Raw genomic sequence first — 24,016 nt, forward strand, 5'->3', positions numbered from 1 at the left:
CCCTGCGATTTTCGTGCCGTTGTCGACGCGTTTCCCGCTCAGCCGCGGGGTAGACCTAGAATCCGTTCAGCCGCTGCGTTCTTCAGGATCTGGGTGGTTCCACCGGCGATCGAGAGGCAGCGATTCAGCAGCAGCAGGTCAGTGGCGGCGGTGGCGCCCAGCCCCTCGCACCCCAGCAGATCGGTGGCGAACTCGGGCACCGACTGCCGGTGCACCACACCGATCAGTTTCCGGACACTCGACGTGGCGCCCGGGTCGGTGCCACTGAGCCGCTGAGCCACCGACCGCGCGTCGAGCACCCGTCCGATGTGGGCGTCGGCGATGATCCGGCCCAGTTCGAGCGTCTGGGCCCCGGTCAGTTCGACGCCGCTGCTGTCGAGTTGCCGGAGCAGCGCATCCACCTCCTTGCCCAGCCCGGACCCGCCCATGGCGACACGCTCGTTGGCGAGGGTGGTGCGCGCCAGGCGCCAGCCGTTGCCGACGTCGCCGACCACCATGGAATCGGGCACGAAAACGTTGTCGAGGAAGACCTCGTTGAACATCGCCCGGCCGGTCAGCTCCCGCAGCGGACGGATGTCGATGCCCGGTGCCGACATGTCGACCAGGAAATACGTGATGCCCTTGTGCTTGGCCACGTCCGGATCGGTCCGCGCCAGGCACACCGCCCACTGCGACATGTGCGCCTCCGACGTCCAGATCTTCTGTCCGGTCAGCAGCCAGCCGCCGTCGGTGCGGACCGCGCGCGTGCGCAGTGATGCGAGATCGCTGCCCGCCTCGGGTTCGCTGAACAGCTGGCACCAGCGGATCTCGCCCGCGAGGGTGGGCGAGACGAACTTCTCGCGCTGCTCGTCGGTGCCGTGCTCCAGGATGGTCGGCAGCGCCCATCCGGCGATCACCAGGTCGGGGCGGACCACGCCGACCCGGTCGAGCTCCGCGTCGATGAGCAGCTGCAACGCCGGATCGGCCGACAATCCGTAGGGCTCCGGCCAGTGCGGGGCGAGGAATCCGGTGCGAGCGAGCTCGGCGCGTCGCTCCGACTCCGGTACCGCCGCGATCGCCTCGGCGGTGGCCGCGATCGCGGGCCTGCGGGCCTCGGCGTCGGCGAGGTCGAGCGAGAACTCTCGGCGGCCGCCGGCACGGCCGAGCTCGGCCAACGCCGCGCGCTGGGGCTCCCCGGCGGCGAGCTGCATGCGCGCGGCGAGCGCGGAACGCAGATACAGGTGCGCGTCGTGCTCGAAGGTGAAGCCGATGCCGCCGAGGACCTGAATGGCGTCCTTCGCGTTGGCGGGCGAGAGATCCGCGGTCAGCACCGCGGCCGCCAGCCTGCTCAGTTCCACCTGGTCACGACCCTGATCACCGGTACCGGTCCGCGCGTCGTCGAGCGCGCGAGCGAGGTCCCATGCGGCGGCGGCGAGCTGCTCGCTCCGGCAGAGCATGTCCGCGCAGATCTGCTTGATCGCCTGAAACGACCCGATCACCGCACCGAATTGGGTGCGGACCTTCGCATAGTCGACCGCCAGGTCCAGGACGTGCGCGGCGACCCCGGCCTGATAGGCGATCACGCCGACGTGCAGGAGGGCCACGAACAGCTCACCGTCGTCCAGCGCGAGCGTCTCCTCCTCCGAGAGCTCCGACACCCGCACCCGCACCGGGACCGCCGTGCCGTCCAGGGGCCCGGCGACCGCGTCGGTCTCCATGCGGCACGATGCCGGATCGATGAGGCGCCACCGCACGGTGCCGCCGTCGAATGTCAGCGGTGCGGCGACGAGTGCGTCGGACACGTACGCGGGGATCAGACCGAGGTCCACTGAGCCGTCGACCACGCCGAAGCCCGCGGACTCGGCGACCGCGGTGGCGGGCACCACCACCGGGCGCTGTCCGGCCATCACCTCGTCGGCGAGTTCCGCACCCTGCGTGGCCAGCACGTATCCGGCGGCCATCGTCGGCGCAAGCGGACCGGGAACCAGCTCCGAACCGCAGGCGGAGAACATCACGGCGACGTCCTCGACGCTGCCGCCTGCACCTCCCGCACTCTCCGGAACACCGGCGGCGAACAGCCCGAGGTCCGCGATCTGCGTCCACAGCGGACGCCAGGAGTCCGCCGAGTGGTCGAGATCGCCCCGCACCGCGGAGCGAACATCGCGCGCCTGAGCCCAAGCAGCGATACTGTCACTTACAACCCTTTGGTCCGCTGACGTGGCGATTGTCACCGAGACCTCCTCCGAGATTCTGTTGGTAACGTCAATTAGAACCTGTTCTAATATCCATTGGGTGTACACCATCGGAGGGCGGCTGCCAACTGGCGGCCGATGGACGTGACGTAACGGAGGAGACGGAAACCTATGGCTGGCGCGGGAACGACGAAGACCGAGACCGATATGCCGGCACCGCCTCCAGCCCCCGCTCAACTGTCCGGTGCCGAGGTCGGATCCGCCGCACAGCGTGAACGACGCAGGCGCATCCTCGACGCCACCCTGGCGCTCGCATCGAAGGGTGGATACGACGCCGTCCAGATGCGAGCCGTCGCCGACAAGGCCGACGTGGCCGTCGGCACGCTGTACCGCTATTTCCCGTCCAAGGTGCACCTGCTGGTGACCGCACTCGCCCGCGAACTCGAGAAGGTGGAGTCGCGCGCCGACCGCAGCGTCCTGCAGGGTGACACCGCCGTGGAGCGACTGCGCTTCGTCCTCGACATGATCACGTTCGCGATGCAGAAGGATCCGCTGCTCACCGAAGCGATGACGCGGGCCTTCATGTTCGCCGACGCCTCGGCCACCAGCGAGGTCAACCGAGTCGCCACCATCATCGACCGACTGCTCGCAGGCGCGATGATCGACGACGCGGACCCGGCGGCCGAGCCGACCGCCCAGGATCTCGCGATCGCCCGCGTCATCTCGGACGTGTGGATGTCGAATCTGGTGCAGTGGCTGACCCGGCGCGCATCGGCCACCGACGTCACCAACCGGATGGAACTGACCGTCCGATTGCTACTCGACCGCGACTGACACCGCGTCACACACTCGTGCCGATCAGGCCGTTCCCAGATCCTTGGCGATCATCGGCCACGTGGTGTGCAGATCCTGCTGCCAGTACTCCCAGGAGTGGGTGCCCAGCGGCCGCGAGATCACCTCGGTGTCGACGCCGGCCGTCTTGAGCGCCTGCTCCATCTGCACGGTGCAGCTGCGGACCGCGGCCTCGATGACGCCGCCCATCACCACTTGATCCACCAGAACCGCCGGGTCCCCCTTGATCAGTCTCGCATCCAGGGTGTCGTACCGGCCCGGCAGCCCGCTGCCGGAGGTCATGTAAACCTTCACACCGCGCAGTGCCGCCGCGTGCAGGTAGGGGTCGTTGGCCCGCCATCCCGGCCCGTCGAGCGGTCCCCACATGTTGGTGATGTCACCGCGGCCGCGGTCGCCGATGACGGTGCGGATGTACGCCTGGCCCAGCGGATCGCTGGTCCGTGCGCATCCGCTGTACGCGGCCACCGACCGGTACAGCTTGGGCGCCGCGATCGCGAGGTTGAACACCGAGGTCCCCGACATGGAGATGCCCGCGATCGCGTTCGCACCGCTGGTGTTCAAGGCCTTGTCGACCAGCGGCGGCAGTTCCTCCGTGAGGAAGGTCTGCCACTTGTTCCGGCCCAGCACGGGATCGTCGCGCTGCCAGTCCGTGTAGTACGAGAAGGCCCCGCCCACCGGCGTCACGACATTGACCCGCTTATCGGCGAAGAACTTCTTGTAGTCGGTGTTGGCGCGCCAGGTGGCGCTGTCCTCGCCGCCTCCCGCACCGTTGAGCAGATACAGGACCGGCGCCGGGGCATCGTCCTCGGGCCGGAGCACGTTGAGCGAGATAGTCCGCCCCATCGCGGCGGAGTACACCTCCAGGAGTGACTCCTGGGGTGCCACGTTCGTCAGCGACACGACACGCGCGGGAAGCTGAGCCGTGGCGGGTTCCTTCGGTGCGGACGTCGCCGGATCGGCCGAGGCCACCCCGGCGCCCGTCAAGAAGAGAGCGCAGACTCCCGCGACCACCGCGGCTCGTGAACTGAATCGTCGCACTGCAAACCCCTTTTGCCCCACCAATCACTTCTGTCACAGAGTATCCCGTCATGGCCGACATACCGAAACCCTGGGCGGACGTTTCGGAATCAGAACGTTGCAAATCCCCAGGGACGGGCCCGGCGAACGTGACCGAACGGACATCGACGCCGTTGCTGATGTGTGTTTACCCAGCCTGGGCTAGTACCCTCGCCACAGCAGCAGCACCAGAGCCAGGTGAATGAACGACAAGACAGGGTAGCCAGGTGGTAAACGCCCAACCGAAGATCGACGACGCGCCCGAGCGTCGGCCCGACGCAATCGAGGAGCCTTCGGCGCCGACGGACACGCAGACACCGCAGCCCGCGGACACCGCTGAGGTGCCGGCCCCCGTCAAGAAGAAGAAAGACGGGCATCTCTACCAGATCGACTTCGTCCGTCTCTTCACCTTCGGCGGCGTCATCCTCGACCACGTCATCCTGGGGCTCGCCCCCGCGACGGCGATGGCGGCCCAGGGTCTGGGTCTGCTCCTGCGGTACACGCGCTACTGCTTCTTCGCGCTCACCGGCTTCGTCCTCACCTACCAGTACCGCAACCGCGAACTGCACGCACCGACCTTCTGGCGCAGACGCTACAAGCTGATCGGCCTGCCCTTCGTGGTGTGGTCGCTGTTCTACTGGACCAATCGCCACTACCAGCAGGGCGGCTGGGACGCGATCCGCGGCATCTTCACCGACGGCGCCTCCGAGCGCCTCGCACTCAAGAGTCTCGCGTACGACCTGATCACCGGCAACGCCGCCTACCACCTGTACTTCCTGTCCGTGAGCATGCAGATCTATCTGGTGTTCCCGGCGGTCCTGTGGGTTCTGAAGCGGACCTGGGGATACCACCGGTACCTGCTCGCGGCCAGCCTGACGTTCCACATCTGGCTGCTGTTCCACATGGTGCGTCCGCCGCTCTCCTTCTTCGAGAGCGGTGTGCCCGGCCTGATCTGGCGCTACCTCGGCGTCACGCTGTTCCCGTATCAGTTCTTCATCCTCGCGGGCTGCCTGGCCGCGTATCACTACGAGGCCTTCAGCGGCTTCATGAGGCGCTTCCGCCGGCCGTTGGTGCTCGTCGCCCTCGTGACGATCATCGTGACCCTGGTGTACTTCGTCTACAACGTCGACCAGGGCGAAGAGATGTTCCGTGCCACCAACGTCTTCATGGTGCACAACGCGTTCGCCTTCGTCGCGATCATCGTGATCCTGTACGTCTGCGGAACCATCTGGCAGGACAGGCGGAGCTCGGGCTCGATCGCCGACAGGTTCATGCGAACCGCCGCGGACCGGTCGTTCGGCATCTATCTGGCGCACGTCATCGTGCTCTCGACCGTCCTGGTCAGCTCACGCGAGCACCTCGACGCCCCGCTGTGGATCAATCTCCTGCTGACCTACCTCGTCACCGTTCTCGGCACCGTCTACCTCGTCGAGGTACTCCGCCGCAGTCCGATCAGCCTCATCACCACCGGACGCGAACGGATCGACTGGCGCATCCAGCGCTGGGGCCGGTCGTCGTTCGTCGCAGTGGTGGGCGGAGCGATCGGGTTCGGCGTGTACGAGTCGGTGAACACCGAACTCGGCGTCCTGATCACGGCGACCAGCGCGCTGCTGCTGCTCTCCGCGATCGTCGTGGGCGTCAAGCAGAGCAACGCGGCGCACGACGCGAAGCCCGCACGTCCCTGACGGCCTGATCCACTGCATCGAGAAGGACCCCGGCTCGGCGAGCCGGGGTCCTTCTTCGCTGAACGTTCTTCACTGAACGGGCAGTTCCCGCTTCCCCCGGGCGTTCACGCTGGGTGCGCCCACATCGTGGTCATCGCGAGTCAACGCACGGCCGCGGCCACGAGATCGGCGATGCCGGTCTTTCCCGCGGCATTCGGATGAAACACCATCTTGTTGCCGTAGCCGCGGATCCACGGCTCGGCCGCGCACGCCGAATGCAGGGGCGCGAGCGAGGCGGTGGTGACGTGCTGGGCGCCGGTACGGTCGGCGACCCGCTGATTCACCGCGGACATCTCAGCGGCGATCTGGGCGTCCTGCTCCACCTCCCACGGCAGCAACGGCAACAGTTGGCAGGGCGGTGCATCGATCGCCACCACCGGCGTGTAGTCGACGAGCACCACGCGGGCCAGCGGAGAGCGCGCCTGCACCGCTTCCACCGCGTTCACCAGCGACTGCTCGAGACGGCCGAAGTCGGCCGGGCCGGGCGGCGGCGGAGGCATCCGGCCCGACCCGCAGTGAGCCAGTCCGAGCGCACGCATGTTATTGCAGGCCTGAGCGATGATGCGGCCGACGAAGTCGATGTCGTTGCCACCCGTCGTGATGGTGACCAGACGGGTGTTGTGATCGACGGCCTCCACCTGCGGACGGATCTTGCCGTGCTTACGCACCGGTCCGGTGACCAGTTCCGCCGCGGTGGAACCCGAGCACGTCACGTCGATCAGGCGCATACCGAGCCGTGCGGCCACCTGGTGCGGATAGTTGTCGCCGGTGCGGAGGCAACGCCGATCGACCACCGGACCCTCACCCGGGCCCGCCGCGAAGGAACTGCCCATCGCGACGTAGTTGACGGGCGGCGCGGTACGACCTGCCGTTCCGACCACCGATGCCGAGCTCGGGCCGGCCGCTCCCCGGGAGTTCGACAGGGCGAATCCGACCACCGCGGTCACCACGACCGCGACGACCACAGCGGCGACCGCCGCGGGACGATTGACCGAAGAGCGCATGGAGGAGAGTTTCACATATTCAGCTGTGGAATTCCCTAATCGGATCCGGTTGTCGCCGTTCCGTGTAAGCAATCCCACCCCCGGTTCGTCATCAGACGTCCGGGCTCTACTGCTGCGGCGGTACGCCACCCTGTCCGTGCGGCGGTGTCTGCGGCGGCTGCTGCGGATACGCGCCCGGCTGTGGCGGCTGCACCGGCGGGTACGGGCCGGGCTGCGGCGGCGGGAATCCACCCGGAGCCTGTCCGTAGCCCTGCTGCGGCTGCCCGTAGTGCCCCGGTCCCGGCTGCTGGGGTCCGGGCTGCTGGGGCTGCCCGTACTGGGGCTGACCGAAAGACTGTGCCGGACCTGCAGCGCCTGCGGCGGGCTTACCGCCGAACAGGCCCGGACGGATCGTGAGCAGCACCGCAGCGGCCCCCGCCGCCAACGTCACCAATGCGCCCGCGAGCACGAGCCACAACCCGTACGCAGCGCCGAGTTCGGCGCCGGGCGGCATCTCGCTGCTCGTCTTCATCCCGACCGCGCCCGTCGGGTCGGCGACGAACACGATGCCCGCGATCGTGGCCGCGAGACCGCCCACCGCGGCCACCAGCGCGCCGATGCCGGAGTAGCGCCCGATCAGCAGCAGCACCGCGCCCACCGCGACGATGACTCCGAAGACGATCATCCAGATACCCGGTTTCTTCGCCTTCTCATCGGCATCGGAGGAGAACGAGTCCTCTTGCGCCGAGATCTGGTTCTCCATCGCGGCGCGGGCGATGTCGGGCGCTTCGATGACGTACAACGACGCGTCACCGGAGCCCATGCCGGTCACCGTGAAGTCCATTCCCACGGCGATCCTCGCCGTACCGAGGCTCTGCTCGCTCTTAGCGGACCCCGAGACCCACGCCAAGAAGCTGCAGACAATGAGAACGAGAGCCCCGACAGCGGCGACAGCACCCACGATCGTCCGAGTCGACGACGGCGGCGCCGTCGGTGCCAGCAACGCGGCCACCGGTGAGGCGGGTTGTGCGGGCGGCGGCTGCGGAGGTTGGAACGGCTGCTGTCCGAAAGTCATGAGCTCCCCTGATGTCTGCGACTGATGTCGCGGCTTTCGCATCATCGTAAGGCCGCGGACGCAAGAATTTCGGCTCCCGCACCGGTCTGTGAGACCCGTGCGGGAGCCGAAATTCTGTATCAGACGGTTGTCAGCCCGCCTCGCCGTCGGCTGCCTCGGTCAGTTCCGCCGGGGCATCCGGGATCGCCCGCGGGCGGTCGGATCCGGTGAAGGTGAACGTGGCGTCCTCGCCCGTTCCCTCTCCGTCCCAGCCCTCGACGTCGATGACGACGATCTGGCCGGCCTTGATCTCCTCGAAGAGGATCTTCTCCGACAGCTGGTCCTCGATCTCGCGCTGAATGGTGCGGCGCAGCGGCCGCGCACCCAGCACCGGGTCGAATCCGCGCTTGGCCAGGAGGTTCTTGGCCTTCTCCGTCAGCTCCAGATCCATGTCCTTGTTCTTCAACTGCGCCTCCACGCGGCCGATCATCAGGTCGACCATCTTGATGATCTCGTCCTGCGTCAGCTGGTGGAAGACGATGATGTCGTCGATGCGGTTGAGGAACTCAGGCCGGAAGTGCTTCTTGAGCTCGTCGTTGACCTTCTGCTTCATCCGGTCGTAGTTGGAACCGCGGCCGTCGTCCTTGCTGAAGCCCATGCCGACAGCCTTGGAGATATCGGACGTGCCCAGGTTGGACGTGAAGATCAGCACCGTGTTCTTGAAGTCCACGGTCCGGCCCTGACCGTCGGTGAGGCGACCGTCCTCCAGCACCTGCAACAGCGTGTTGTAGATCTCCGGGTGGGCCTTCTCGATCTCGTCGAACAGGACCACCGAGAACGGCTTGCGGCGCACCTTCTCGGTGAGCTGGCCGCCCTCGTCGTAACCGACGTAGCCGGGAGGGGCTCCGAACAGTCGCGACGCGGTGAAGCGGTCGTGGAACTCACCCATGTCGATCTGGATGAGTGCGTCGTCCTCACCGAACAGGAAGTTCGCGAGCGCCTTCGACAGCTCGGTCTTACCGACACCCGACGGTCCGGCGAAGATGAACGAGCCCGACGGACGCTTCGGATCCTTGAGTCCGGCACGAGTACGGCGGATCGCACGCGAGACCGCCGCCACGGCGTCCTCCTGGCCGATGATCCGCTTGTGCAGCTCGTCCTCCATGCGGAGCAGACGAGTGGTCTCCTCCTCGGTGAGCTTGAACACCGGGATACCGGTCCAGTTGCCGAGGACCTCGGCGATCTCCTCGTCGTTGACCTCGGCGACCACGTCGAGGTCGCCCGCCCGCCACTGCTTCTCGCGCTCGGCGCGCTCGGCGACCAGTTGCTTCTCCTTGTCGCGGAGGCTCGCCGCCTTCTCGAAGTCCTGGGCGTCGATCGCCGATTCCTTCTCCTTGCGCGCTTCGGCGATGCGGTCGTCGAACTCGCGCAGGTCCGGCGGAGCGGTCATCCGGCGGATGCGCATCCGCGCGCCGGCCTCGTCGATGAGGTCGATGGCCTTGTCCGGCAGGAAGCGGTCGTTGATGTACCGATCGGCGAGGGTGGCCGCAGCCGCGAGGGCACCGTCGGTGATCGACACCTTGTGGTGCTGCTCGTAGCGGTCGCGCAGACCCTTGAGGATCTCGATGGTGTGCTCCACCGACGGCTCGCCGACCTGCACCGGCTGGAAGCGGCGCTCGAGCGCGGCGTCCTTCTCGATGTACTTGCGGTACTCGTCCAGAGTGGTGGCACCGATGGTCTGCAGTTCGCCGCGCGCCAGCTTCGGCTTCAGGATGCTGGCGGCGTCGATCGCGCCCTCGGCTGCGCCCGCGCCGACGAGCTGATGCAACTCGTCGATGAACAGGATGATGTCGCCGCGGGTGTTGATCTCCTTCAGCACCTTCTTCAAGCGCTCCTCGAAATCGCCGCGGTAGCGGCTGCCCGCGACCAGCGACCCGAGGTCGAGCGTGTAGAGCTGCTTGTCCTTGAGCGTCTCCGGGACGTTGCCGTTGACGATCGCCTGCGCCAGCCCCTCGACCACGGCGGTCTTGCCGACGCCGGGCTCACCGATGAGCACCGGGTTGTTCTTGGTGCGGCGCGAGAGGACCTGCATGACCCGCTCGATCTCCTTCTCACGGCCGATCACCGGATCGAGCTTGCCCTCGCTCGCGGCGGTCGTGAGATTGCGGCCGAACTGATCGAGGACCAGCGAGGTCGACGGTGTGCCCGACTCCGACGACCGCGCGCCGGTACCCGCCTCGGCCGGCTCCTTGCCCTGGTAGCCCGAGAGGAGCTGGATCACCTGCTGGCGGACCTTGTTCAGGTCGGCGCCCAGTTTCACCAGCACCTGCGCGGCGACGCCTTCGCCCTCGCGGATGAGACCCAGCAGGATGTGCTCGGTGCCGATGTAGTTGTGACCGAGCTGCAAGGCCTCGCGCAGACTCAGCTCCAGCACCTTCTTGGCGCGCGGAGTGAACGGGATGTGACCCGACGGCGCCTGCTGGCCCTGGCCGATGATCTCCTCGACCTGGCTGCGAACCGCCTCCAACGAGATGCCGAGCGACTCGAGCGCCTTCGCCGCGACGCCTTCACCCTCGTGGATGAGTCCCAGGAGGATGTGCTCGGTACCGATGTAGTTGTGGTTGAGCATCCGCGCTTCTTCCTGCGCCAGGACGACAACCCGGCGTGCGCGGTCGGTGAACCGTTCGAACATTGTTCTCCCTCTATTGCTTGCGCCCCGGCCGCTGTCACGAAAGTGTGACGTACTCCGGCGACCAGCCCTGCCTCCACTGTAGTGGTCCCGGGAGGCGACGAGGCAGTTACATCTGTCCTCAGTCCTCGGCTGTGTACTGCGACGGGGTTCTGTGGTTGACAACGCAACGCTCAAGGGGGATGTTCCCGGCCCGATACGCCCTGAGCGAACGGTGCTCCGACCACCCGGCCGGAGCCCGTGATTGACTGTCTTGCATGTCCTCGCGCTCCTCGTTCGCGGGCCGCCTGTCACACCTGCCCGGAGGCATGGCGGCGGTCGCAGCCCTCGGCGCCGCGGCGCTGGTCGTCACCGCCGGGGTGGTCCTGTCCGGTACCCCGGAATCCGCACCGGACGCCTCCATCGAAGGCGTGCTGCGCTCGTACTCCGCCGAACCCGACGCGGCGTGGACGCTCGACGACGGCACGCTGCCGGGGATGAGCGGGCCGGCGACGGTCGCGGCCACCGACGGCCACCGCTGGCTGATCTCGTACCCGGTCGGCATCAAGCACGAGTTCATGCTCATCGACGCACGGTCGGGCGAGCCGCAGTGGAACTCCCCGGTCGACGCGGGTTTCGGCGACTGCTCGATCAACGACCGCCGTCAGATCGGCTGCGCCGTTCGGTTGCGCATCGACGGGCCGGAGAACGGGTTCTACCTCGTCGATCAACACGACGGATCCCTCACCCGCACCGCCGACGGCGACGACACCGCCGCGGTTCTCGGCCTGGGTCCCGACTTCGTGCACGTCAATCAGAGCGGCTACCAGGTCAGTCTGCGATCACCGGACGGCGCCACCGCGTGGAGCCGCACCTTCGCCGGCGCCGCCGAGGTCCGCAAGGCGCACGGCGCTCTCATCGTCGACACCTCCGACGACGCACATCACGTCATCGACCCCGCCGACGGTACCGACCGGATCTCCTGCACCCAGTGCACGGTGGACGTCTTCGAATCCGGCATCGCGGTGACCGACACGGCGTACGGCGCCGAGTCGGTCTCGTTCCATCCCTTCACCGAGGCCGGCGTCAGCGACGAGGCCGTCGGAACGGCGCGGCGCATGCGTGTGCTCCGCGGACCGTCGACGCTCCCGGTGATCGCCCCCGCCGGCGAGGGGTCGTCTCTCGACGCCGCCGGGCACTACGAGATCGTCGATCCGGCGACCGGCGACGGGCTCTGGCAGATCGGAGATCCCGAACTGTCGAAGGCGAACGCCCGGCCGTGCGGCCGAGTGCTGTCAGTGGCGCGCAAGGATCGCTCACGCGTGTTCTTCGACCTCGCCGACGGTGCGCGGCGCGGCGCGATGCCGCCCCCGGCGCTCGATGATCCCGACGCCGCCATCGACGCCTCCTCCTGCGTGGGCGCCTCCGACGATGTGGCCGTGTTCGCGAACCCCAACCAGTTGACGGCCTACGACATCGACTCGGGCGCGCAGCTCTGGAACCGGACTGTGCTGGGATCGGCCCGTGACGTCGACGGCTACATCGTGCTGAGCGAGGGCGCGACACTCACCGCCTTGCGACCGAACTGACATCGACGCGGATTCAGCGCCCGTCGTAGGCGGCACGCGCCCCGGCGACCTCGTCCACCTGGGCCTCCACGAGTTCGATCAACCCGGAGAGCCGCTGCGCCACCTGCGTGCCCGCCTCGGTGAGCGAGTACTCCACCCGCGGCGGAATGGCTTGCAGCATCTCCCGCCGCACGTAGCCGTCTCGCTCGAGCGATTGCAGGGTCACCGACAGCATTCGTTCGCTGACGCCGTCCACCCGCCTGCGGAGCGCGTTGAACCGGAGCTCGCCGTCGAGCAGCGCCACCAGTGCGAGCAGGCCCCACCTGCTGGTGACGTTCTGGAGGATCTCGCGCGAGGAGCAGTTCCGCGAGAAGACGTCGGCCTCGAGAGACGGGTCGACGATGTTCTCCGTGGGCTGCGCGTCGTTCATGCGGCCATTCTACCCTCCTGGACGCTATGTGCTTACCATCACCATTGCACATTACTATTAGTAAGTGCATGATGAATTGACAGCGCAAATTCATCGGCGTCATCATTACGCCGACCACGAGAGGACTCCCCATGACCAGGTACGCAGTGACCGGCGCGACCGGCGGACTCGGCTCCGCCGCCGTCCACTCCTTGATCGAGCGAGGCGTCACGGCCTCCGACATCGTCGCCGTGGTCCGCGACGAGACGAAGGCGAGCGGCCTGGCGGCTGCGGGCGTCACCGTGCGCGTCGCCGACTACGCCGATCCGCCGGCCCTGCGCACCGCGCTGGCGGGCGTCGACAAGCTGCTGCTGGTGTCCGGTTCGGAGGTGGGTCGACGCCTGCCGCAACACACCAACGTGATCGAAGCGGCCACGCACGCCGGGGTCGGCCTGATCGCTTACACGAGCATCCTGCGCGCCGATTCGTCACCGCTCGTCCTGGCCGACGAACACCGCGAGACCGAGAAGCTCCTCGCGGCGAGCGGTATTGACACGGTGCTGCTGCGCAACGGCTGGTACACGGAGAACTATGCGCGCTCGCTGGCGCCCGCCGTCGAGTCGGGAGTCTTCGCGGGCAGCGCCGGAGACGGTGTGGTCGCACCCGCGGCGCGTGCCGACTACGCCGACGCCGCTGCCGCGGCGCTGATCAACGCTCCGGCGGGCGCGGTGTACGAACTCGCCGGCGCCGAGCACCTCACGTACGCCGACATCGCGGCGACGTTCGCGGCGGTCTCCGGTCGCCCGGTGACCTACCGGGATCTCCCGGAGGCCGAATACGCCGCGGCGCTGGAATCGGCCGGCGTTCCGGCCGGATTCGCCGCCGTCCTCGCCGATTCCGACACCGGGGCGGGCAAGGGCGCCCTCGACTCCGATTCGACGGATCTGGCCGACCTCCGAGGCCGACCCGGCACACCGTTCACCGAGGTCATCGAGGCCGCACTGAACTGAGCCCCGGGCGGCTACCGACGCAGGAAGGCCGCCAACGCCGCCGAATACATCGGAACGTCGTCGGCTCCCATCAACTCGCGGCAGCTGTGCATCGCGAGCTGAGGTGCGCCGACGTCGACGGTCAGCAGCCCCGTACGTGTGGCGGTGAGCGGCCCGATCGTCGAACCGCACGGGAGGTCCGCGCGATGGATGTATCGCTGCAGCGGCACGCCGGCGTCTCGGCACGCCAGCGCGAACTCGGCCTCGCCGATGGCGTCGGAGGCGTACCGCAGATTCTGATTCACCTTGAGCACCGGACCGCCGTTGACCGCGATGCGGTGCGACGGTTCGTGGCGATCGGGGTAGTTGGGATGCGTCGCGTGCGCCATGTCGCCCGACACGCAGACGCTGGCGGCCATCGTGCGGAGGAAGTCGTCGCGATCACCTCCGGACGCGGCGACGATCCGTTCGCACACCGTCACGAGGAAGTCCGACGACGCCCCGCGCTCCGACCCCGAGCCGACCTCTTCGTGGTCGAACAGCGCCAGCATCGAGATCGCACCCGACCCCTCGCCCGATCCCGCGTCGAGCAGTGCGCGCAGTCCGGCGTAGCAGGTGCCCTGATTGTCCAGTCGCGGCGCGCTCAGGAGATCCCCCGCCGCACCGACGATCCGCGACGGCGCGACGTCGTGCGTCATCAACTCCCAGCCGAGCACCGCGTCGGCGTCGAGCCCGGCACGGTCCGCGACGAAGGCCAGCAGTGGCTGCGCCTCTCCGACGCCGCGGATCGCGTCGACATGCCGCTGCGGGTCCAGGCTCACGCCCTTGCGGTCCTCCGACAGATGGATCGCCAACTGAGGGATGCGCAGGATGGGCTCGTCGATCCGGACCAGCTCGAAGGCCACCGTTCCGCCGGCGTCGTAGGCCAGCCGGCCCGACAGACCGAGGTCGCGGTCGAGCCACGAGTTCAGCCAGGCGCCGCCGTACGGTTCCAGCGCGACGGTCGCCAGACCCGCGCTGACGCGATCGGGATTCTGCTTGACGCGCAGGTTGGGGCTGTCGGTGTGGCCGCCCACGATCCGGAAGCGCGGGTCGTCAGCGGCGGCCGAGGCATCCCAGGCGATGATCGAGCCGCCGCGGACCACGTAGTGCCTGCCCGAGGCGGGATTCGACGCGGCTCCGTCCGGTCCGGCCCAGGAATCGGTCTCCGACAGCCGCTGATACCCAGCGGCGTCCAGGGTCGCGGCGACGGTCGCGCAGACGTGAAAAGGCGACGGCGAGGCGTCGATGAAGTCACCGAGCCCCGCCGCCGTCGCAGTCGTGTCGACCGTCATCAGACGGCCGCGAGCACCGCGTCCAGTGCCGAGTAGAAGAGACCGAGACCGTCGTCGCTGGGGCCGGTGAGCGCCTCGATGGCGTGCTCCGGGTGCGGCATGAGACCCACCACGCGACCGTCGGCGCTCGCGATGCCCGCGATGTCCAGGCTCGAACCGTTCGGGTTGTCGCCGGCATACGTGAACGCGATCCGGCCCTCACCCTTGAGTTCTTCGAGTTGGCGCTGGGAGGCGACGTAGCGTCCCTCGCCCGACTTCAGGGGAATGAGGATCTCAGCGCCGACCTCGTAGCGCGAGGTCCACGCCGTGGTGTTCGACTCCACACGGAGCCACTGGTCCCGGCAGATGAAGTGCAGTCCCTCGTTGCGGGTGAGCGCTCCCGGCAGGAGCCCGGCCTCGCAGAGGATCTGGAAACCGTTGCAGATCCCCAGGACCGGCATGCCGCGCTGAGCGGCCTCCACCACTTCGCCCATCACCGGGGCGAACTTGGCGATGGCCCCGCAGCGCAGGTAGTCGCCGTACGAGAAGCCGCCGGGAACGACGACGGCGTCGACCCCCTTGAGGTCGGCGTCGCCGTGCCACAGGCTCACGGCCTCGCCGCCGGCCGCGTCGACCGCGCGAGCGGCATCGACGTCGTCGAGGGTGCCGGGGAAGGTGATGACTCCGATGCGAGCAGTCATGTGGCCGCTACTCCGCGACGCGGGTGACGTTGAAGTTCTCGATGACCGTGTTGGTCAGGAGCTCTTCGGCGATCCGCTCGAGGGCGGCGTCGTCGACGGTGCCGTCCACCTCCAGCTCGAACCTCTTGCCCTGACGGACGTCTGCCACGCCCGCGAATCCGAGGCGCCCCAGCGCTCCGACGATGGCCTGGCCCTGCGGGTCCAGGATCTCGGCCTTGGGCATCACATCGACCACTACACGCGCCATTCGGGCACTGCTCCTCACACCGATGGTCTCGAATGTCCCACCCACGCGGGCAGAACGGTTACGCGCCTACTCTACCTGGCTCAAGAGGCGTCGCTGAGCGCCGCCTCGATGGCCCCGATCACTTCCGGGGAGTCCGGTTCGGTGCGCGGACGGAAGCGGCGCAGCACCGTGCCGTCGGCGTCGACGAGGAACTTCTCGAAGTTCCATTGGATGTCGCCGGATTCGCCGTCCGCGTCGGGTGTCTGGGTCAGCGCGGCGTACAGCGGATGCCGATCGGCGCCGTTCACGTCGGTCTTCTCCAGCAGCGGGAAAGTGACGCCGTACGTGGTGGAACAGAAGGTCGCGATCTCGTCGGCACTGCCGGGCTCCTGACCCATGAACTGATTGCACGGGACGCCGACCACGGTGAGCCCGCGGGGACCGTAGTCCTTCTGCAACTGTTCGAGCGCCGTGTACTGCGGAGTGAGACCGCACTTGGAGGCGACGTTCACCACGAGCAGCGGGCCGGGCAGGCCGGCGAGGCTGAAATCGCTGCCGTCGAGGGCACGGACGGGGATGTCTTTGATGTTGGAGTGACCCATGTCCCACAGCCTAAACACCGGTGAGGCAACTCACCACTCATTGCGTTGCAGCAATAGTTGCGCCAGCGTAAGTTCTTCGAGGTGTCCGAATCCGATACTTCCGTCGAGGCCTGCACCCGAGCTCTTGTGGCATTTCTCGAGCGGGTCGCGGCACGCGCCTCCTGCAACACCGTCGACCGCGTGGCGGCCACCGACATGACCCTCTCGCAGCTCCGGATGCTGATGGTCCTGTCCCGCTGCGATCACGACCTGTCGGTGAACGAACTCGCCGACGCCGTCGGCCTGTCGCTCGCCGCGGCCGGCCGCGGGGCCGACCGGCTGGTGGTGCTCGATCTCGTCACCCGCAGGGAGGACGAGTGCGATCGCCGGGTGAAGCGCCTGTCCCTCTCCGATCACGGGCGCGAGATGATCGCGACTCAGTTCCGGATGCGGGACGACGACCTCGCCGACCTCGTCGCCGAGATTCCCAGTGACGTCCGCGGCGACCTCGCCTCGGCGCTGTCGAGCGCACTGGATGCGCTTCCTCCCACCCCATCCTTCGCCGACTCTTCACGAACCTAGAAAGAGAACCTCATGACCTCATCCCCACCGGGGACCGCGAGCGACAAGCTGGGACGTGACGTCTTCATCGTCGCCGGCGTGGTGGTGCTCGGCGCGATCATGTCGATCCTCGACGTGACCGTCGTCGCCGTCGCTCAGCCCACCTTCATGTCCGAGTTCGACACCACCTCGGCCGGTGCCGCGTGGTCGATGACCGGTTACACCCTGGCGCTGGCCGCGGTGATCCCGACCGCCAGCTGGGCCGCATCGCGTTTCGGCACCAAACGCGTCTACATGGCCTCGCTCATCCTGTTCCTGATCGGCTCGGTCCTGTGCGCGATGGCCTGGAACATCGGCTCGCTCGTCGCGTTCCGCGTGCTCCAGGGCTTCGGCGGCGGTCTGCTCATGCCGATCGGCATGATGATCATGACCCGCGCGGCCGGGCCCGAGCGCGTCGGCTCGGTGATGGCAGTTCTCGGCATCCCGATGCTGCTCGGCCCCATCATGGGCCCGATCCTCGGCGGATGGCTGATCGAGATCGCCTCGTGGCACTGGGTGTTCCTGATCAACGTCCCGATCGGTGTCATCGCCCTCGTGTACGCCTTCTTCGCGCTGCCCGGCGGCGGCGCCGAGCCCGGCAAGAAGATCGACTTCCCCGGCCTTCTCATGCTCTCGCCCGGTCTGGCGTTGTTCCTGTTCGGCGTCTCCTCGAGCGCCGAGGAGCGGACCTTCGGCACGCCGCGCGTGTACGGCCCGATGATCGTCGGCGCGATTCTGATCATCGCCTTCGTCTGGCACGCCTTCCGCACCACCAACCCGCTGCTGGACCTGCGCCTGTTCCGCAACTCCACCCTGCGCGTATCGGTGATCACGATGTCGCTGTTCGCGATCGCCTTCTTCGGCGCGTCGCTGCTGTACCCGCAGTACTTCATCGTGGTGCGAGGAGAGTCGACGCTGATGGCGGGCCTGCTCCTGGCGCCGCAGGGCCTGGGCGCGATGCTGACGATGCCGATCGCGGGCAAGATGACCGACAAGATCGGTCCCGGCAAGTTCGTCCTCGCGGGCCTGGTCCTCATCGCCGTCGGCGTGGCAGCGTTCATCACGCTGGGCACCGACACCTCGTACTGGTTCCTGTGCCTCGCGCTGTTCGTCCAGGGCCTCGGCATGGGCATGACGATGATGCCGATCATGTCGGCGTCGCTGGCCACCCTGCGGGGTTCGGAGATCGCCGACGGCTCCACTCTGATGAACGCGATTCAGCAGACCTCGTCGTCCATCGGCACCGCCGTCATCACGGTCATCTTCACCACCATGCTCGCCCCGCTGTCGCGGGCGATCATGCAGGCCGGAGGCGACCAGACCAAGACGATGAACGCGATGATCGAGAACGGCGTCGATGTGCGGGATCCCGCCGCGGTCGGCGCGGCAGGCCAGAACGTGATCTCCGACATCGCGTCCACGTACGGCAACACGTTCATCGTGGCGACGGCGCTGGTGGCCCTGACTCTGATCCCCGCCTTCTTCCTGCCCCGCAAGAAGATGGTCGCCGCCGACACCGAGGAGCAGCCGGTGCCGGTCGCGCTCCACTGATCGCGATCAGCCGACCGACAGTGACGCCCCCGGGAGACCGGGGGCGTCACTCGTCTGCGGACCCTGCAGGCCGGTGTCAGCCTCGACCGGCCGGCGCCCCCGACTGCTGGAGGATCCAGGCCAGTTCGAAGGCGGTCTCCTCCCACTGCTTGTACCGGCCGGAGACGCCGCCGTGGCCGGCGGTCATCTCGGTCTTGAGCAGCACCGGGTTCTCCGACGTGGTGCACTCCTGCAATCGCGCCACCCACTTCGCGGCCTCGACGAAGAGGACGCGGGTGTCGTGCAGAGAGTTCTCGGCGAGGATCGCCGGATACGGCCGCGGCGCGACGTTCTCGTACGGCGAGTACGACTTCATGTACGCGTACACCTCGGGATCGTGGAGCGGATCGCCCCACTCGTCCCACTCGATCACCGTCAGCGGGAGCGACGGATCGAGGATCGAGGTGAGAGCGTCCACGAAGGGCACCGCGGCGAGTACTCCGTTGAACAGTTCGGGAGCCAGGTTCACCACGGCACCGACGAGCAGACCGCCGGCACTGCCGCCCTCTGCCACCAGGTGGTCCGGCGAGGTCCAGCCCGTGTCGATGAGGTGCCGGGCGACGTCGATGAAGTCGGTGAAGGTGTTCTTCTTGGAGAGCGTCTTGCCGTTCTCGTACCAGAGCCGTCCCATTTCGCCGCCTCCCCGCACGTGCGCGAAGGCCATGACCATTCCACGGTCGAGCATCGACAGCCGTGCCACCGAGAAACCGGGGTCCAGGCAGGTCTCGTAGGAGCCGTAGCCGTACAGCAGCATCGGCGCGGGCGCGGAGCGGTCGAGGTCGCGGCGGAACACCAGCGAGACCGGCACACGGGTGCCGTCGCCTGCCACCGCCCACTCCCGGACCGCGGTGTAGTCGTCGGGGTCGTACCCGCCGAGCACCGGCTGCCTCCGCAGCAGTGTCCGTTCACCGGTGGCGACGTCGAGGTCGAACACCTCGGCCGGATCCACGTAGCTGGTGTACACGATCCGCAACCGGGGGGTGTCCCACTCGGCGTTGGCGCCGAGCCCTGCCGAACGCAGTTCCTGGGGGAAGGTCACCTCGACGAAGTCGTCGGGCGCCGGGATGCCGTCCACCCGCCGCAGGTCGGCGATGGCCAGTCGCGGCAGCGCGTCCGCCCGGTACGACAGCACGAGGTAGTCGCGGAAGCAGTCGACGTCCTCGATACGGCGGCCGGGACGGTGCGGGATCAGTTCCCGGCGCGCGCCGAAGTCTCCCACGGGAACGAGGTCGACCGCGAAGTCGATCGCCTTGACGCCGTCGCGCTCGCCGTTGTGGACGATGACGAACCAGTCCTGGCCCGCGATCCGCGCGTGCTCGACCGAGTAGTCGACTCCGTCGGTACGCCCCGCCACGGACACGAACTCGCCCGTCGGATCGTCCGCACTCAGGACCAGCGCCTCGGACGTCACCTTGGAGCCCACGCTCAGCACGAGGTAGTCCTCGCTCTGCGTGGTGCCGATGCCCACCCAGTAGCGCTCATCGGGTTCGTGGAACACCTGCACGTCCGGCTCCGCCGATCCCACCTCGTGGCGCCAGACGGTGTCGGGACGCCAGGCGTCGTCGACCGTGGAGTAGAAGACGTACCTCGCATCGCGCGACCAGGTGGCGCCGGCCGCGATGCCGGCGATCGTGTCCGGGAGGAGTTCCCCGGTCACCAGATTCCTGATGCGGAGGGTGTAGCGTTCGTCGCCCTTGACGTCGGTGCTGTAGGCGAGCCAGTCGCCGTCGTGGCTCACGGACGTGGCGCCCAGGCTGAAGAAGTCGTGACCCCTCGCCTCGGCGTTGGCGTCGAAGACGATCTCCTCGCCGGGCAGCGCGACGCCCGGAGTCACCTCGGGCGGCGTCCAGTCGTCGGGCGAGGCGATCGGGCAGCGGCAGCTGACGGCGTACTGCTGTCCTTCGGTGGTCCGGGTGAAGTACCAGAAGCGTCCGCTGCGCGTCGGCACGCTCATGTCGGTCTCCTGGACGCGCGACTTGATCTCGCCGAAGATGTCGCGCCTGAGCTGCGCCAGGTGCGCGGTCTCCTGCTCGACGAACGCGTTCTGGGCTTCCAGGTAGGCGATGACCTCCGGGTCCTCCTTGTCGCGCATCCACTCGTAATCGTCGACGACGACGTCACCGTGGTGGACGCGCTGCGTCGGAACCTTCTTCGCGACCGGCGGGGCCGCCCGATCAGCCATGCTGGGCGTCCGGCCAATCGGCGAAACTCTGCTGCGAGATCCGTTCGTACGCCTCGATGTACCGCGCCCGAGTCCGCTCGACGACGTCGGCGGGCAGGGCCGGCGGCCGCTGTTCGCCCGTGCGGTCCCAACCCGAATCCGGTCCGGTGAGCCAGTTGCGGACGATCTGCTTGTCGAAGCTCGGCTGCACCCTGCCCGGCGCGTAGGTCGCGGCGTCCCAGTAGCGGGAGGAATCGGGGGTCAGCACCTCGTCGGCGAGGACCAGTGAGCCGTCGGCCGCCTGTCCGAACTCGAACTTGGTGTCCGCGAGGATGATTCCGCGCTCAGCGGCCAGCTGGGATCCGCGGCCGTAGATGTCGAGGGTCGCGTCGCGCAGCCGTTCCGCCAGGTCGGCGCCGACCGTCTCGGCCACCTGGTCGAAGCTGACGTTCTCGTCGTGGTCACCCACGGCCGCCTTGGTGGCCGGGGTGAAGATCGGTTCCGGGAGCTTGTCGGCCTCACCGAGCCCGGCGGGCAGCCGCACGCCGCAGACGGCGCCGGTGGCCTGATAGTCGGCCAGGCCCGAACCGGTCAGATAGCCGCGAGCAACGCACTCCACCTGCACCATCGGCAGCTTCTTGACGACCATCGACCGGCCGACGAGTTCGGCCGGGATGCGTTCGTCGGCGGGACCGCCGTCGAGATGGTTCGGCACCCCGAGGTGCTCGAACCAGAAGAAGCTGGCCGCCGTGAGAATCCGGCCCTTGTCCGGGATCGGGGTGTCGAGGATGAAGTCGTACGCCGAGATGCGATCGGAGGTGACCAGCAGCAGCGTGGCGTCGTCGATCTGGTAGATGTCACGGACCTTGCCCGACGCGATGTGCCGGTAGTCGGCGAGGGTGGGACGCATGCGGGGCTCCTAGAGAATCGGGGCGGGCGTGTACGCCGCGGCGGCGGGGTTCGCGTCGATCCAGGCCGCGGCGTTCGCGATCACCTGGGCGACCTGTGCCTCCGCGGCACCGACAAAGGCGGACTTGTCGGCGATGAGCTCGTCGAGTGCCGCGCGGTCGAGGGGGATCCGGTCGTCGGCGGCCAGCCGGTCGAGGAGATCCGGTTCGCGGCCCTCCTCGCGCATGGCGAGTGCCACGGCGACGGCGTTCTCCTTGATCGCCTCGTGCGCCGTCTCGCGGCCGACGCCCGCGCGCACCGACGCCATCAGCACCTTGGTGGTCGCGAGGAACGGCAGGTACCGGTCCAATTCGTTGGCGATCACCTCGGGGTACGCGCCGAACTCCGCGAGGACCGTCAGGAAGGTCTCCATCAGCCCGTCGATCGCGAAGAAGGCGTCCGGCAGCGCCACACGGCGGACCACCGAGCAGAAGACGTCGCCCTCATTCCACTGGTTGCCCGCGAGTTCGCCGGTCATGGACGCGTAGCCGCGGAGGATCACCGTGAGACCGTTGACGCGCTCGCAACTGCGGGTGTTCATCTTGTGCGGCATCGCCGAACTGCCCACCTGGCCGGGCTGGAAGCCCTCGGTGACCAGTTCGTGGCCGGCCATCAAGCGGATGGTGGTGGCCAGCGACGACGGCCCGGCCGCCAGTTGCACGAGCGCGGAGACGACGTCGTAGTCGAGCGAACGCGGGTACACCTGGCCCACCGAGGTGAAGGCGTTCGCGAAGCCGAGATGCCGGGCCACCTCCCCTTCGAGACGGGCGAGCTTGGCGGCGTCGCCGTCGAGCAGATCAAGCATGTCCTGGCTGGTACCCATCGGGCCCTTGATTCCGCGCAGCGGGTACCGCGCGATCAGCTCGTCCAGGCGGGTCAGCGCGGTCATCAGCTCGTCCGCGGCACTGGCGAACCGCTTGCCGAGGGTGGTGGCCTGCGCGGCGACGTTGTGGCTGCGGCCGGCCATCACGATCGACGAGTACTGCGCGGCCCGCTCGGTGATGCGCGCGAGGGTGGCGACGGCGTGGTCGCGGACGTGGCGCAGCGAGACGAGCACCTGCAGCTGCTCCACGTTCTCGGTGAGGTCGCGGCTGGTCATGCCCTTGTGGATCTGCTCGTGACCGGCGAGCGCGTTGAACTCCTCGATCCGCGCCTTCACGTCATGGCGGGTCACCCGCTCGCGGTCGGCGATCGAATCGAGGTCGACGTCGCCGACCACTCGTTCGTAGTCGGCGATCGCCTCGGCGGGGACGTCGATCCCGAGGTCGCGCTGCGCCTTCATCACGGCGATCCAGAGGCGGCGCTCGAGAACGATCTTGTTGCGCGGCGACCAGATCTCGGCGAGGTCCGCAGACGCGTAACGGTTGGCCAGGACATTGCTGATGGCAGGTTTACCCACGTCTACGCAGTGTAGTGCCCGGACGGGCGCCCCCGGAAAACGACAGTGCACGACAGATACCCCTCGGGGTATGCTGGAGACGGTACTCAACCGGACTCCAGGAGAACAGCATGCGCAGTGACGACGAGTCGACCACGGCCGTACTGAACCGGCTGCGCCGCGCGCAGGGACAGTTGGGCGGCGTGATCGCGATGATCGAGGACGGGCGCGACTGCAAGGACATCGTCACGCAACTCGCAGCGGTTTCCCGCGCCCTCGACCGCGCCGGTTTCAAGATCATCGCCACCAACCTGCGCGAGTGCCTGAGCGACCAGAACGACGACGCTCCCGACATGGAGACCCTCGAGAAGCTCTTCCTCACCCTCGCCTGAACTACCCGCCCTGCCCCGACCGCACCGACCGAACCCCGGAGGAAGACATGAAACTCGCCATCTCCACCACCGTCGACGCCCCGCTCGACGAGGCCGTCGCCCGAACGCGCGAAGCGTTGTCCGCCCAGGGCTTCGGCGTCCTCACCGAGATCGACATGGCGGCCACCCTCAAGACGAAGATCGGCGCGGAGATGGAGGATTACGTGATCCTCGGCGCGTGCAACCCTCCCCTCGCCCACCGAGCGGTGACCGCCGAGCGGCAGATCGGGCTCCTCCTGCCCTGTAACGTCGTCGTCCGCGCCGACACCGACGATCCGGGACGCAGCATCGTCGAGGCGATGAACCCGCAACTGATGGTGACCGTGGTCGACAACCCCGGCCTCGCCGACGTTGCGGACGAGGCGACCGCCAGGCTCACCGCCGCCGTCGAATCGCTGTCGGCCGGCGCCTGAACGAGCAGTAGTCAACGATCAGCAGACACCCCCTGAAAGGACTCGACATGTGTTTCCCCGTCACCTGCGGTAAGTGCGGAAAGATCACTTGGGACGGCTGTGGTGAACACGTCGCCGACGTGATGGGCCCGGTCCCCGCCGACCGCCGCTGCACCTGCCCCGATCCGCGGTCGGCCGCTCACTGAGCCGGCCCGCGTCCG

The 24,016-nt window shown here is 68.0% G+C and carries 22 protein-coding genes; 9 read left to right on the plus strand and 13 right to left on the minus strand.

Going from position 1 to position 24,016, the window contains the following annotated elements; genetic code table 11:
- Positions 1-38: 38 nt before the first annotated feature.
- Positions 39-2,210: an acyl-CoA dehydrogenase family protein gene (locus Y710_RS01345; RefSeq protein ID WP_062366011.1), complete on the minus strand. Its 2,172-nt coding sequence runs from the start codon at positions 2,208-2,210 to the stop codon at positions 39-41.
- Between the two features lie 168 nt (positions 2,211-2,378).
- Here Y710_RS01345 and kstR point away from each other — a divergent pair, with 168 nt between their 5' ends.
- Positions 2,379-3,005, plus strand: coding sequence for a cholesterol catabolism transcriptional regulator KstR (gene kstR, locus Y710_RS01350; protein WP_085950754.1), 627 nt, complete (start codon positions 2,379-2,381; stop codon positions 3,003-3,005).
- A 24-nt stretch (positions 3,006-3,029) separates the two neighbouring features.
- Here the strand turns inward: kstR and Y710_RS01355 are convergent, their stop codons facing one another.
- On the minus strand, positions 3,030-3,992 hold the full coding sequence (locus Y710_RS01355) for an alpha/beta hydrolase (RefSeq protein ID WP_231875654.1): 963 nt from the start codon (positions 3,990-3,992) through the stop codon (positions 3,030-3,032).
- A 314-nt stretch (positions 3,993-4,306) separates the two neighbouring features.
- Here Y710_RS01355 and Y710_RS01360 point away from each other — a divergent pair, with 314 nt between their 5' ends.
- Positions 4,307-5,764, plus strand: a complete 1,458-nt coding sequence (locus tag Y710_RS01360) for an acyltransferase (RefSeq protein WP_082781236.1) — start codon at positions 4,307-4,309, stop codon at positions 5,762-5,764.
- Positions 5,765-5,904: 140 nt separating this feature from the next.
- Here Y710_RS01360 and Y710_RS01365 read toward each other — a convergent pair whose 3' ends face one another.
- The 3 genes from Y710_RS01365 to Y710_RS01375 all read right to left on the minus strand — a co-directional run bounded on the left by Y710_RS01365 (position 5,905) and on the right by Y710_RS01375 (position 10,532).
- The gene (locus Y710_RS01365; RefSeq protein WP_062366126.1) at positions 5,905-6,807 is read right to left on the minus strand and encodes an SGNH/GDSL hydrolase family protein; all 903 of its coding nucleotides are present in this window, start codon (positions 6,805-6,807) and stop codon (positions 5,905-5,907) included.
- A 106-nt stretch (positions 6,808-6,913) separates the two neighbouring features.
- Complete coding sequence (locus Y710_RS01370; protein WP_231875646.1) at positions 6,914-7,861, minus strand: hypothetical protein; 948 nt, start codon at positions 7,859-7,861, stop codon at positions 6,914-6,916.
- A 130-nt stretch (positions 7,862-7,991) separates the two neighbouring features.
- Positions 7,992-10,532 (minus strand): ATP-dependent Clp protease ATP-binding subunit, encoded by a 2,541-nt coding sequence (locus Y710_RS01375; protein ID WP_006897300.1) that lies wholly within the window; start codon positions 10,530-10,532, stop codon positions 7,992-7,994.
- Positions 10,533-10,786: 254 nt separating this feature from the next.
- On the opposite strand from Y710_RS01375, the gene Y710_RS01380 reads away from it, so the two are divergent.
- The gene (locus Y710_RS01380) at positions 10,787-12,097 is read left to right on the plus strand and encodes a PQQ-binding-like beta-propeller repeat protein (protein WP_006897301.1); all 1,311 of its coding nucleotides are present in this window, start codon (positions 10,787-10,789) and stop codon (positions 12,095-12,097) included.
- 13 nt (positions 12,098-12,110) lie between these two features.
- Here Y710_RS01380 and Y710_RS01385 read toward each other — a convergent pair whose 3' ends face one another.
- The gene (locus tag Y710_RS01385) at positions 12,111-12,506 is read right to left on the minus strand and encodes a winged helix-turn-helix transcriptional regulator (protein WP_006897302.1); all 396 of its coding nucleotides are present in this window, start codon (positions 12,504-12,506) and stop codon (positions 12,111-12,113) included.
- Positions 12,507-12,637: 131 nt separating this feature from the next.
- Here Y710_RS01385 and Y710_RS01390 point away from each other — a divergent pair, with 131 nt between their 5' ends.
- On the plus strand, positions 12,638-13,495 hold the full coding sequence (locus Y710_RS01390) for an SDR family oxidoreductase (RefSeq protein ID WP_006897303.1): 858 nt from the start codon (positions 12,638-12,640) through the stop codon (positions 13,493-13,495).
- 11 nt (positions 13,496-13,506) lie between these two features.
- Here Y710_RS01390 and Y710_RS01395 read toward each other — a convergent pair whose 3' ends face one another.
- The 4 genes from Y710_RS01395 to Y710_RS01410 form a co-directional block, all read right to left on the minus strand.
- A complete protein-coding gene (locus Y710_RS01395) occupies positions 13,507-14,808 on the minus strand; it encodes a M18 family aminopeptidase (RefSeq protein WP_062366015.1) in 1,302 nt (433 codons plus the stop codon).
- On the minus strand, positions 14,808-15,488 hold the full coding sequence (gene purQ, locus Y710_RS01400; protein WP_006897305.1) for a phosphoribosylformylglycinamidine synthase subunit PurQ: 681 nt from the start codon (positions 15,486-15,488) through the stop codon (positions 14,808-14,810). The genes Y710_RS01395 and purQ overlap by 1 nt, the downstream gene beginning before the upstream one ends.
- 7 nt (positions 15,489-15,495) lie before the next feature.
- Positions 15,496-15,735 carry a phosphoribosylformylglycinamidine synthase subunit PurS gene (gene purS, locus Y710_RS01405; RefSeq protein ID WP_006897306.1) on the minus strand — a complete coding sequence of 80 codons (240 nt, stop codon included), beginning with the start codon at positions 15,733-15,735 and terminating at the stop codon, positions 15,496-15,498.
- An 80-nt stretch (positions 15,736-15,815) separates the two neighbouring features.
- On the minus strand, positions 15,816-16,316 hold the full coding sequence (locus Y710_RS01410; protein ID WP_062366016.1) for a glutathione peroxidase: 501 nt from the start codon (positions 16,314-16,316) through the stop codon (positions 15,816-15,818).
- A 126-nt stretch (positions 16,317-16,442) separates the two neighbouring features.
- Here Y710_RS01410 and Y710_RS01415 point away from each other — a divergent pair, with 126 nt between their 5' ends.
- Together Y710_RS01415 and Y710_RS01420 are read left to right on the plus strand one after the other, a co-directional pair.
- Positions 16,443-16,877 carry a MarR family winged helix-turn-helix transcriptional regulator gene (locus Y710_RS01415; protein WP_231875647.1) on the plus strand — a complete coding sequence of 145 codons (435 nt, stop codon included), beginning with the start codon at positions 16,443-16,445 and terminating at the stop codon, positions 16,875-16,877.
- 12 nt (positions 16,878-16,889) lie between these two features.
- Positions 16,890-18,446: a DHA2 family efflux MFS transporter permease subunit gene (locus tag Y710_RS01420; RefSeq protein ID WP_006897309.1), complete on the plus strand. Its 1,557-nt coding sequence runs from the start codon at positions 16,890-16,892 to the stop codon at positions 18,444-18,446.
- Positions 18,447-18,522: 76 nt separating this feature from the next.
- Here the strand turns inward: Y710_RS01420 and Y710_RS01425 are convergent, their stop codons facing one another.
- Genes Y710_RS01425 through purB form a run of 3 tightly spaced genes read right to left on the minus strand, consistent with a single transcriptional unit; the run spans position 18,523 to position 22,993 of the window.
- Complete coding sequence (locus Y710_RS01425) at positions 18,523-20,667, minus strand: S9 family peptidase (protein ID WP_006897310.1); 2,145 nt, start codon at positions 20,665-20,667, stop codon at positions 18,523-18,525.
- On the minus strand, positions 20,660-21,556 hold the full coding sequence (locus Y710_RS01430) for a phosphoribosylaminoimidazolesuccinocarboxamide synthase (protein WP_006897311.1): 897 nt from the start codon (positions 21,554-21,556) through the stop codon (positions 20,660-20,662). The genes Y710_RS01425 and Y710_RS01430 overlap by 8 nt, the downstream gene beginning before the upstream one ends.
- A gap of 9 nt (positions 21,557-21,565) precedes the next feature.
- Positions 21,566-22,993: an adenylosuccinate lyase gene (purB, locus tag Y710_RS01435; RefSeq protein ID WP_006897312.1), complete on the minus strand. Its 1,428-nt coding sequence runs from the start codon at positions 22,991-22,993 to the stop codon at positions 21,566-21,568.
- 110 nt (positions 22,994-23,103) lie between these two features.
- Between purB and Y710_RS01440 the strand changes: the two genes are divergently transcribed.
- From Y710_RS01440 to Y710_RS18870, 3 genes are read left to right on the plus strand one after another with little or no spacing between them, the layout of a single operon-like run.
- Positions 23,104-23,364 (plus strand): metal-sensitive transcriptional regulator, encoded by a 261-nt coding sequence (locus Y710_RS01440; RefSeq protein ID WP_006897313.1) that lies wholly within the window; start codon positions 23,104-23,106, stop codon positions 23,362-23,364.
- A gap of 47 nt (positions 23,365-23,411) precedes the next feature.
- Entirely contained in the window at positions 23,412-23,816 is a 405-nt protein-coding gene (locus tag Y710_RS01445) for a DUF302 domain-containing protein (protein ID WP_006897314.1), read from the plus strand.
- A 47-nt stretch (positions 23,817-23,863) separates the two neighbouring features.
- On the plus strand, positions 23,864-24,001 hold the full coding sequence (locus tag Y710_RS18870; RefSeq protein ID WP_006897315.1) for a hypothetical protein: 138 nt from the start codon (positions 23,864-23,866) through the stop codon (positions 23,999-24,001).
- Positions 24,002-24,016: the final 15 nt, after the last annotated feature.

The sequence above is a fragment of the Gordonia sp. QH-12 genome, assembly GCF_001578675.1.
In the GTDB taxonomy this organism is placed as follows: domain Bacteria; phylum Actinomycetota; class Actinomycetes; order Mycobacteriales; family Mycobacteriaceae; genus Gordonia; species Gordonia sihwensis.

Excerpts from the sequence above, each read along its gene's own strand:
- kstR (WP_085950754.1), top strand. The coding sequence starts at position 2,379 with ATGCCGGCACCGCCTCCAGCCCCCGCTCAACTGTCCGGTGCCGAGGTC.
- Y710_RS01365 (WP_062366126.1), bottom strand. The coding sequence starts at position 6,807 with ATGCGCTCTTCGGTCAATCGTCCCGCGGCGGTCGCCGCTGTGGTCGTC.
- Y710_RS01370 (WP_231875646.1), bottom strand. The coding sequence starts at position 7,861 with ATGACTTTCGGACAGCAGCCGTTCCAACCTCCGCAGCCGCCGCCCGCA.
- Y710_RS01375 (WP_006897300.1), bottom strand. The coding sequence starts at position 10,532 with ATGTTCGAACGGTTCACCGACCGCGCACGCCGGGTTGTCGTCCTGGCG.
- Y710_RS01380 (WP_006897301.1), top strand. The coding sequence starts at position 10,787 with ATGTCCTCGCGCTCCTCGTTCGCGGGCCGCCTGTCACACCTGCCCGGA.
- Y710_RS01385 (WP_006897302.1), bottom strand. The coding sequence starts at position 12,506 with ATGAACGACGCGCAGCCCACGGAGAACATCGTCGACCCGTCTCTCGAG.
- Y710_RS01390 (WP_006897303.1), top strand. The coding sequence starts at position 12,638 with ATGACCAGGTACGCAGTGACCGGCGCGACCGGCGGACTCGGCTCCGCC.
- Y710_RS01395 (WP_062366015.1), bottom strand. The coding sequence starts at position 14,808 with ATGACGGTCGACACGACTGCGACGGCGGCGGGGCTCGGTGACTTCATC.
- purQ (WP_006897305.1), bottom strand. The coding sequence starts at position 15,488 with ATGACTGCTCGCATCGGAGTCATCACCTTCCCCGGCACCCTCGACGAC.
- purS (WP_006897306.1), bottom strand. The coding sequence starts at position 15,735 with ATGGCGCGTGTAGTGGTCGATGTGATGCCCAAGGCCGAGATCCTGGAC.
- Y710_RS01410 (WP_062366016.1), bottom strand. The coding sequence starts at position 16,316 with ATGGGTCACTCCAACATCAAAGACATCCCCGTCCGTGCCCTCGACGGC.
- Y710_RS01420 (WP_006897309.1), top strand. The coding sequence starts at position 16,890 with ATGACCTCATCCCCACCGGGGACCGCGAGCGACAAGCTGGGACGTGAC.
- Y710_RS01425 (WP_006897310.1), bottom strand. The coding sequence starts at position 20,667 with ATGGCTGATCGGGCGGCCCCGCCGGTCGCGAAGAAGGTTCCGACGCAG.
- Y710_RS01430 (WP_006897311.1), bottom strand. The coding sequence starts at position 21,556 with ATGCGTCCCACCCTCGCCGACTACCGGCACATCGCGTCGGGCAAGGTC.
- Y710_RS01440 (WP_006897313.1), top strand. The coding sequence starts at position 23,104 with ATGCGCAGTGACGACGAGTCGACCACGGCCGTACTGAACCGGCTGCGC.
- Y710_RS01445 (WP_006897314.1), top strand. The coding sequence starts at position 23,412 with ATGAAACTCGCCATCTCCACCACCGTCGACGCCCCGCTCGACGAGGCC.
- Y710_RS18870 (WP_006897315.1), top strand. The coding sequence starts at position 23,864 with ATGTGTTTCCCCGTCACCTGCGGTAAGTGCGGAAAGATCACTTGGGAC.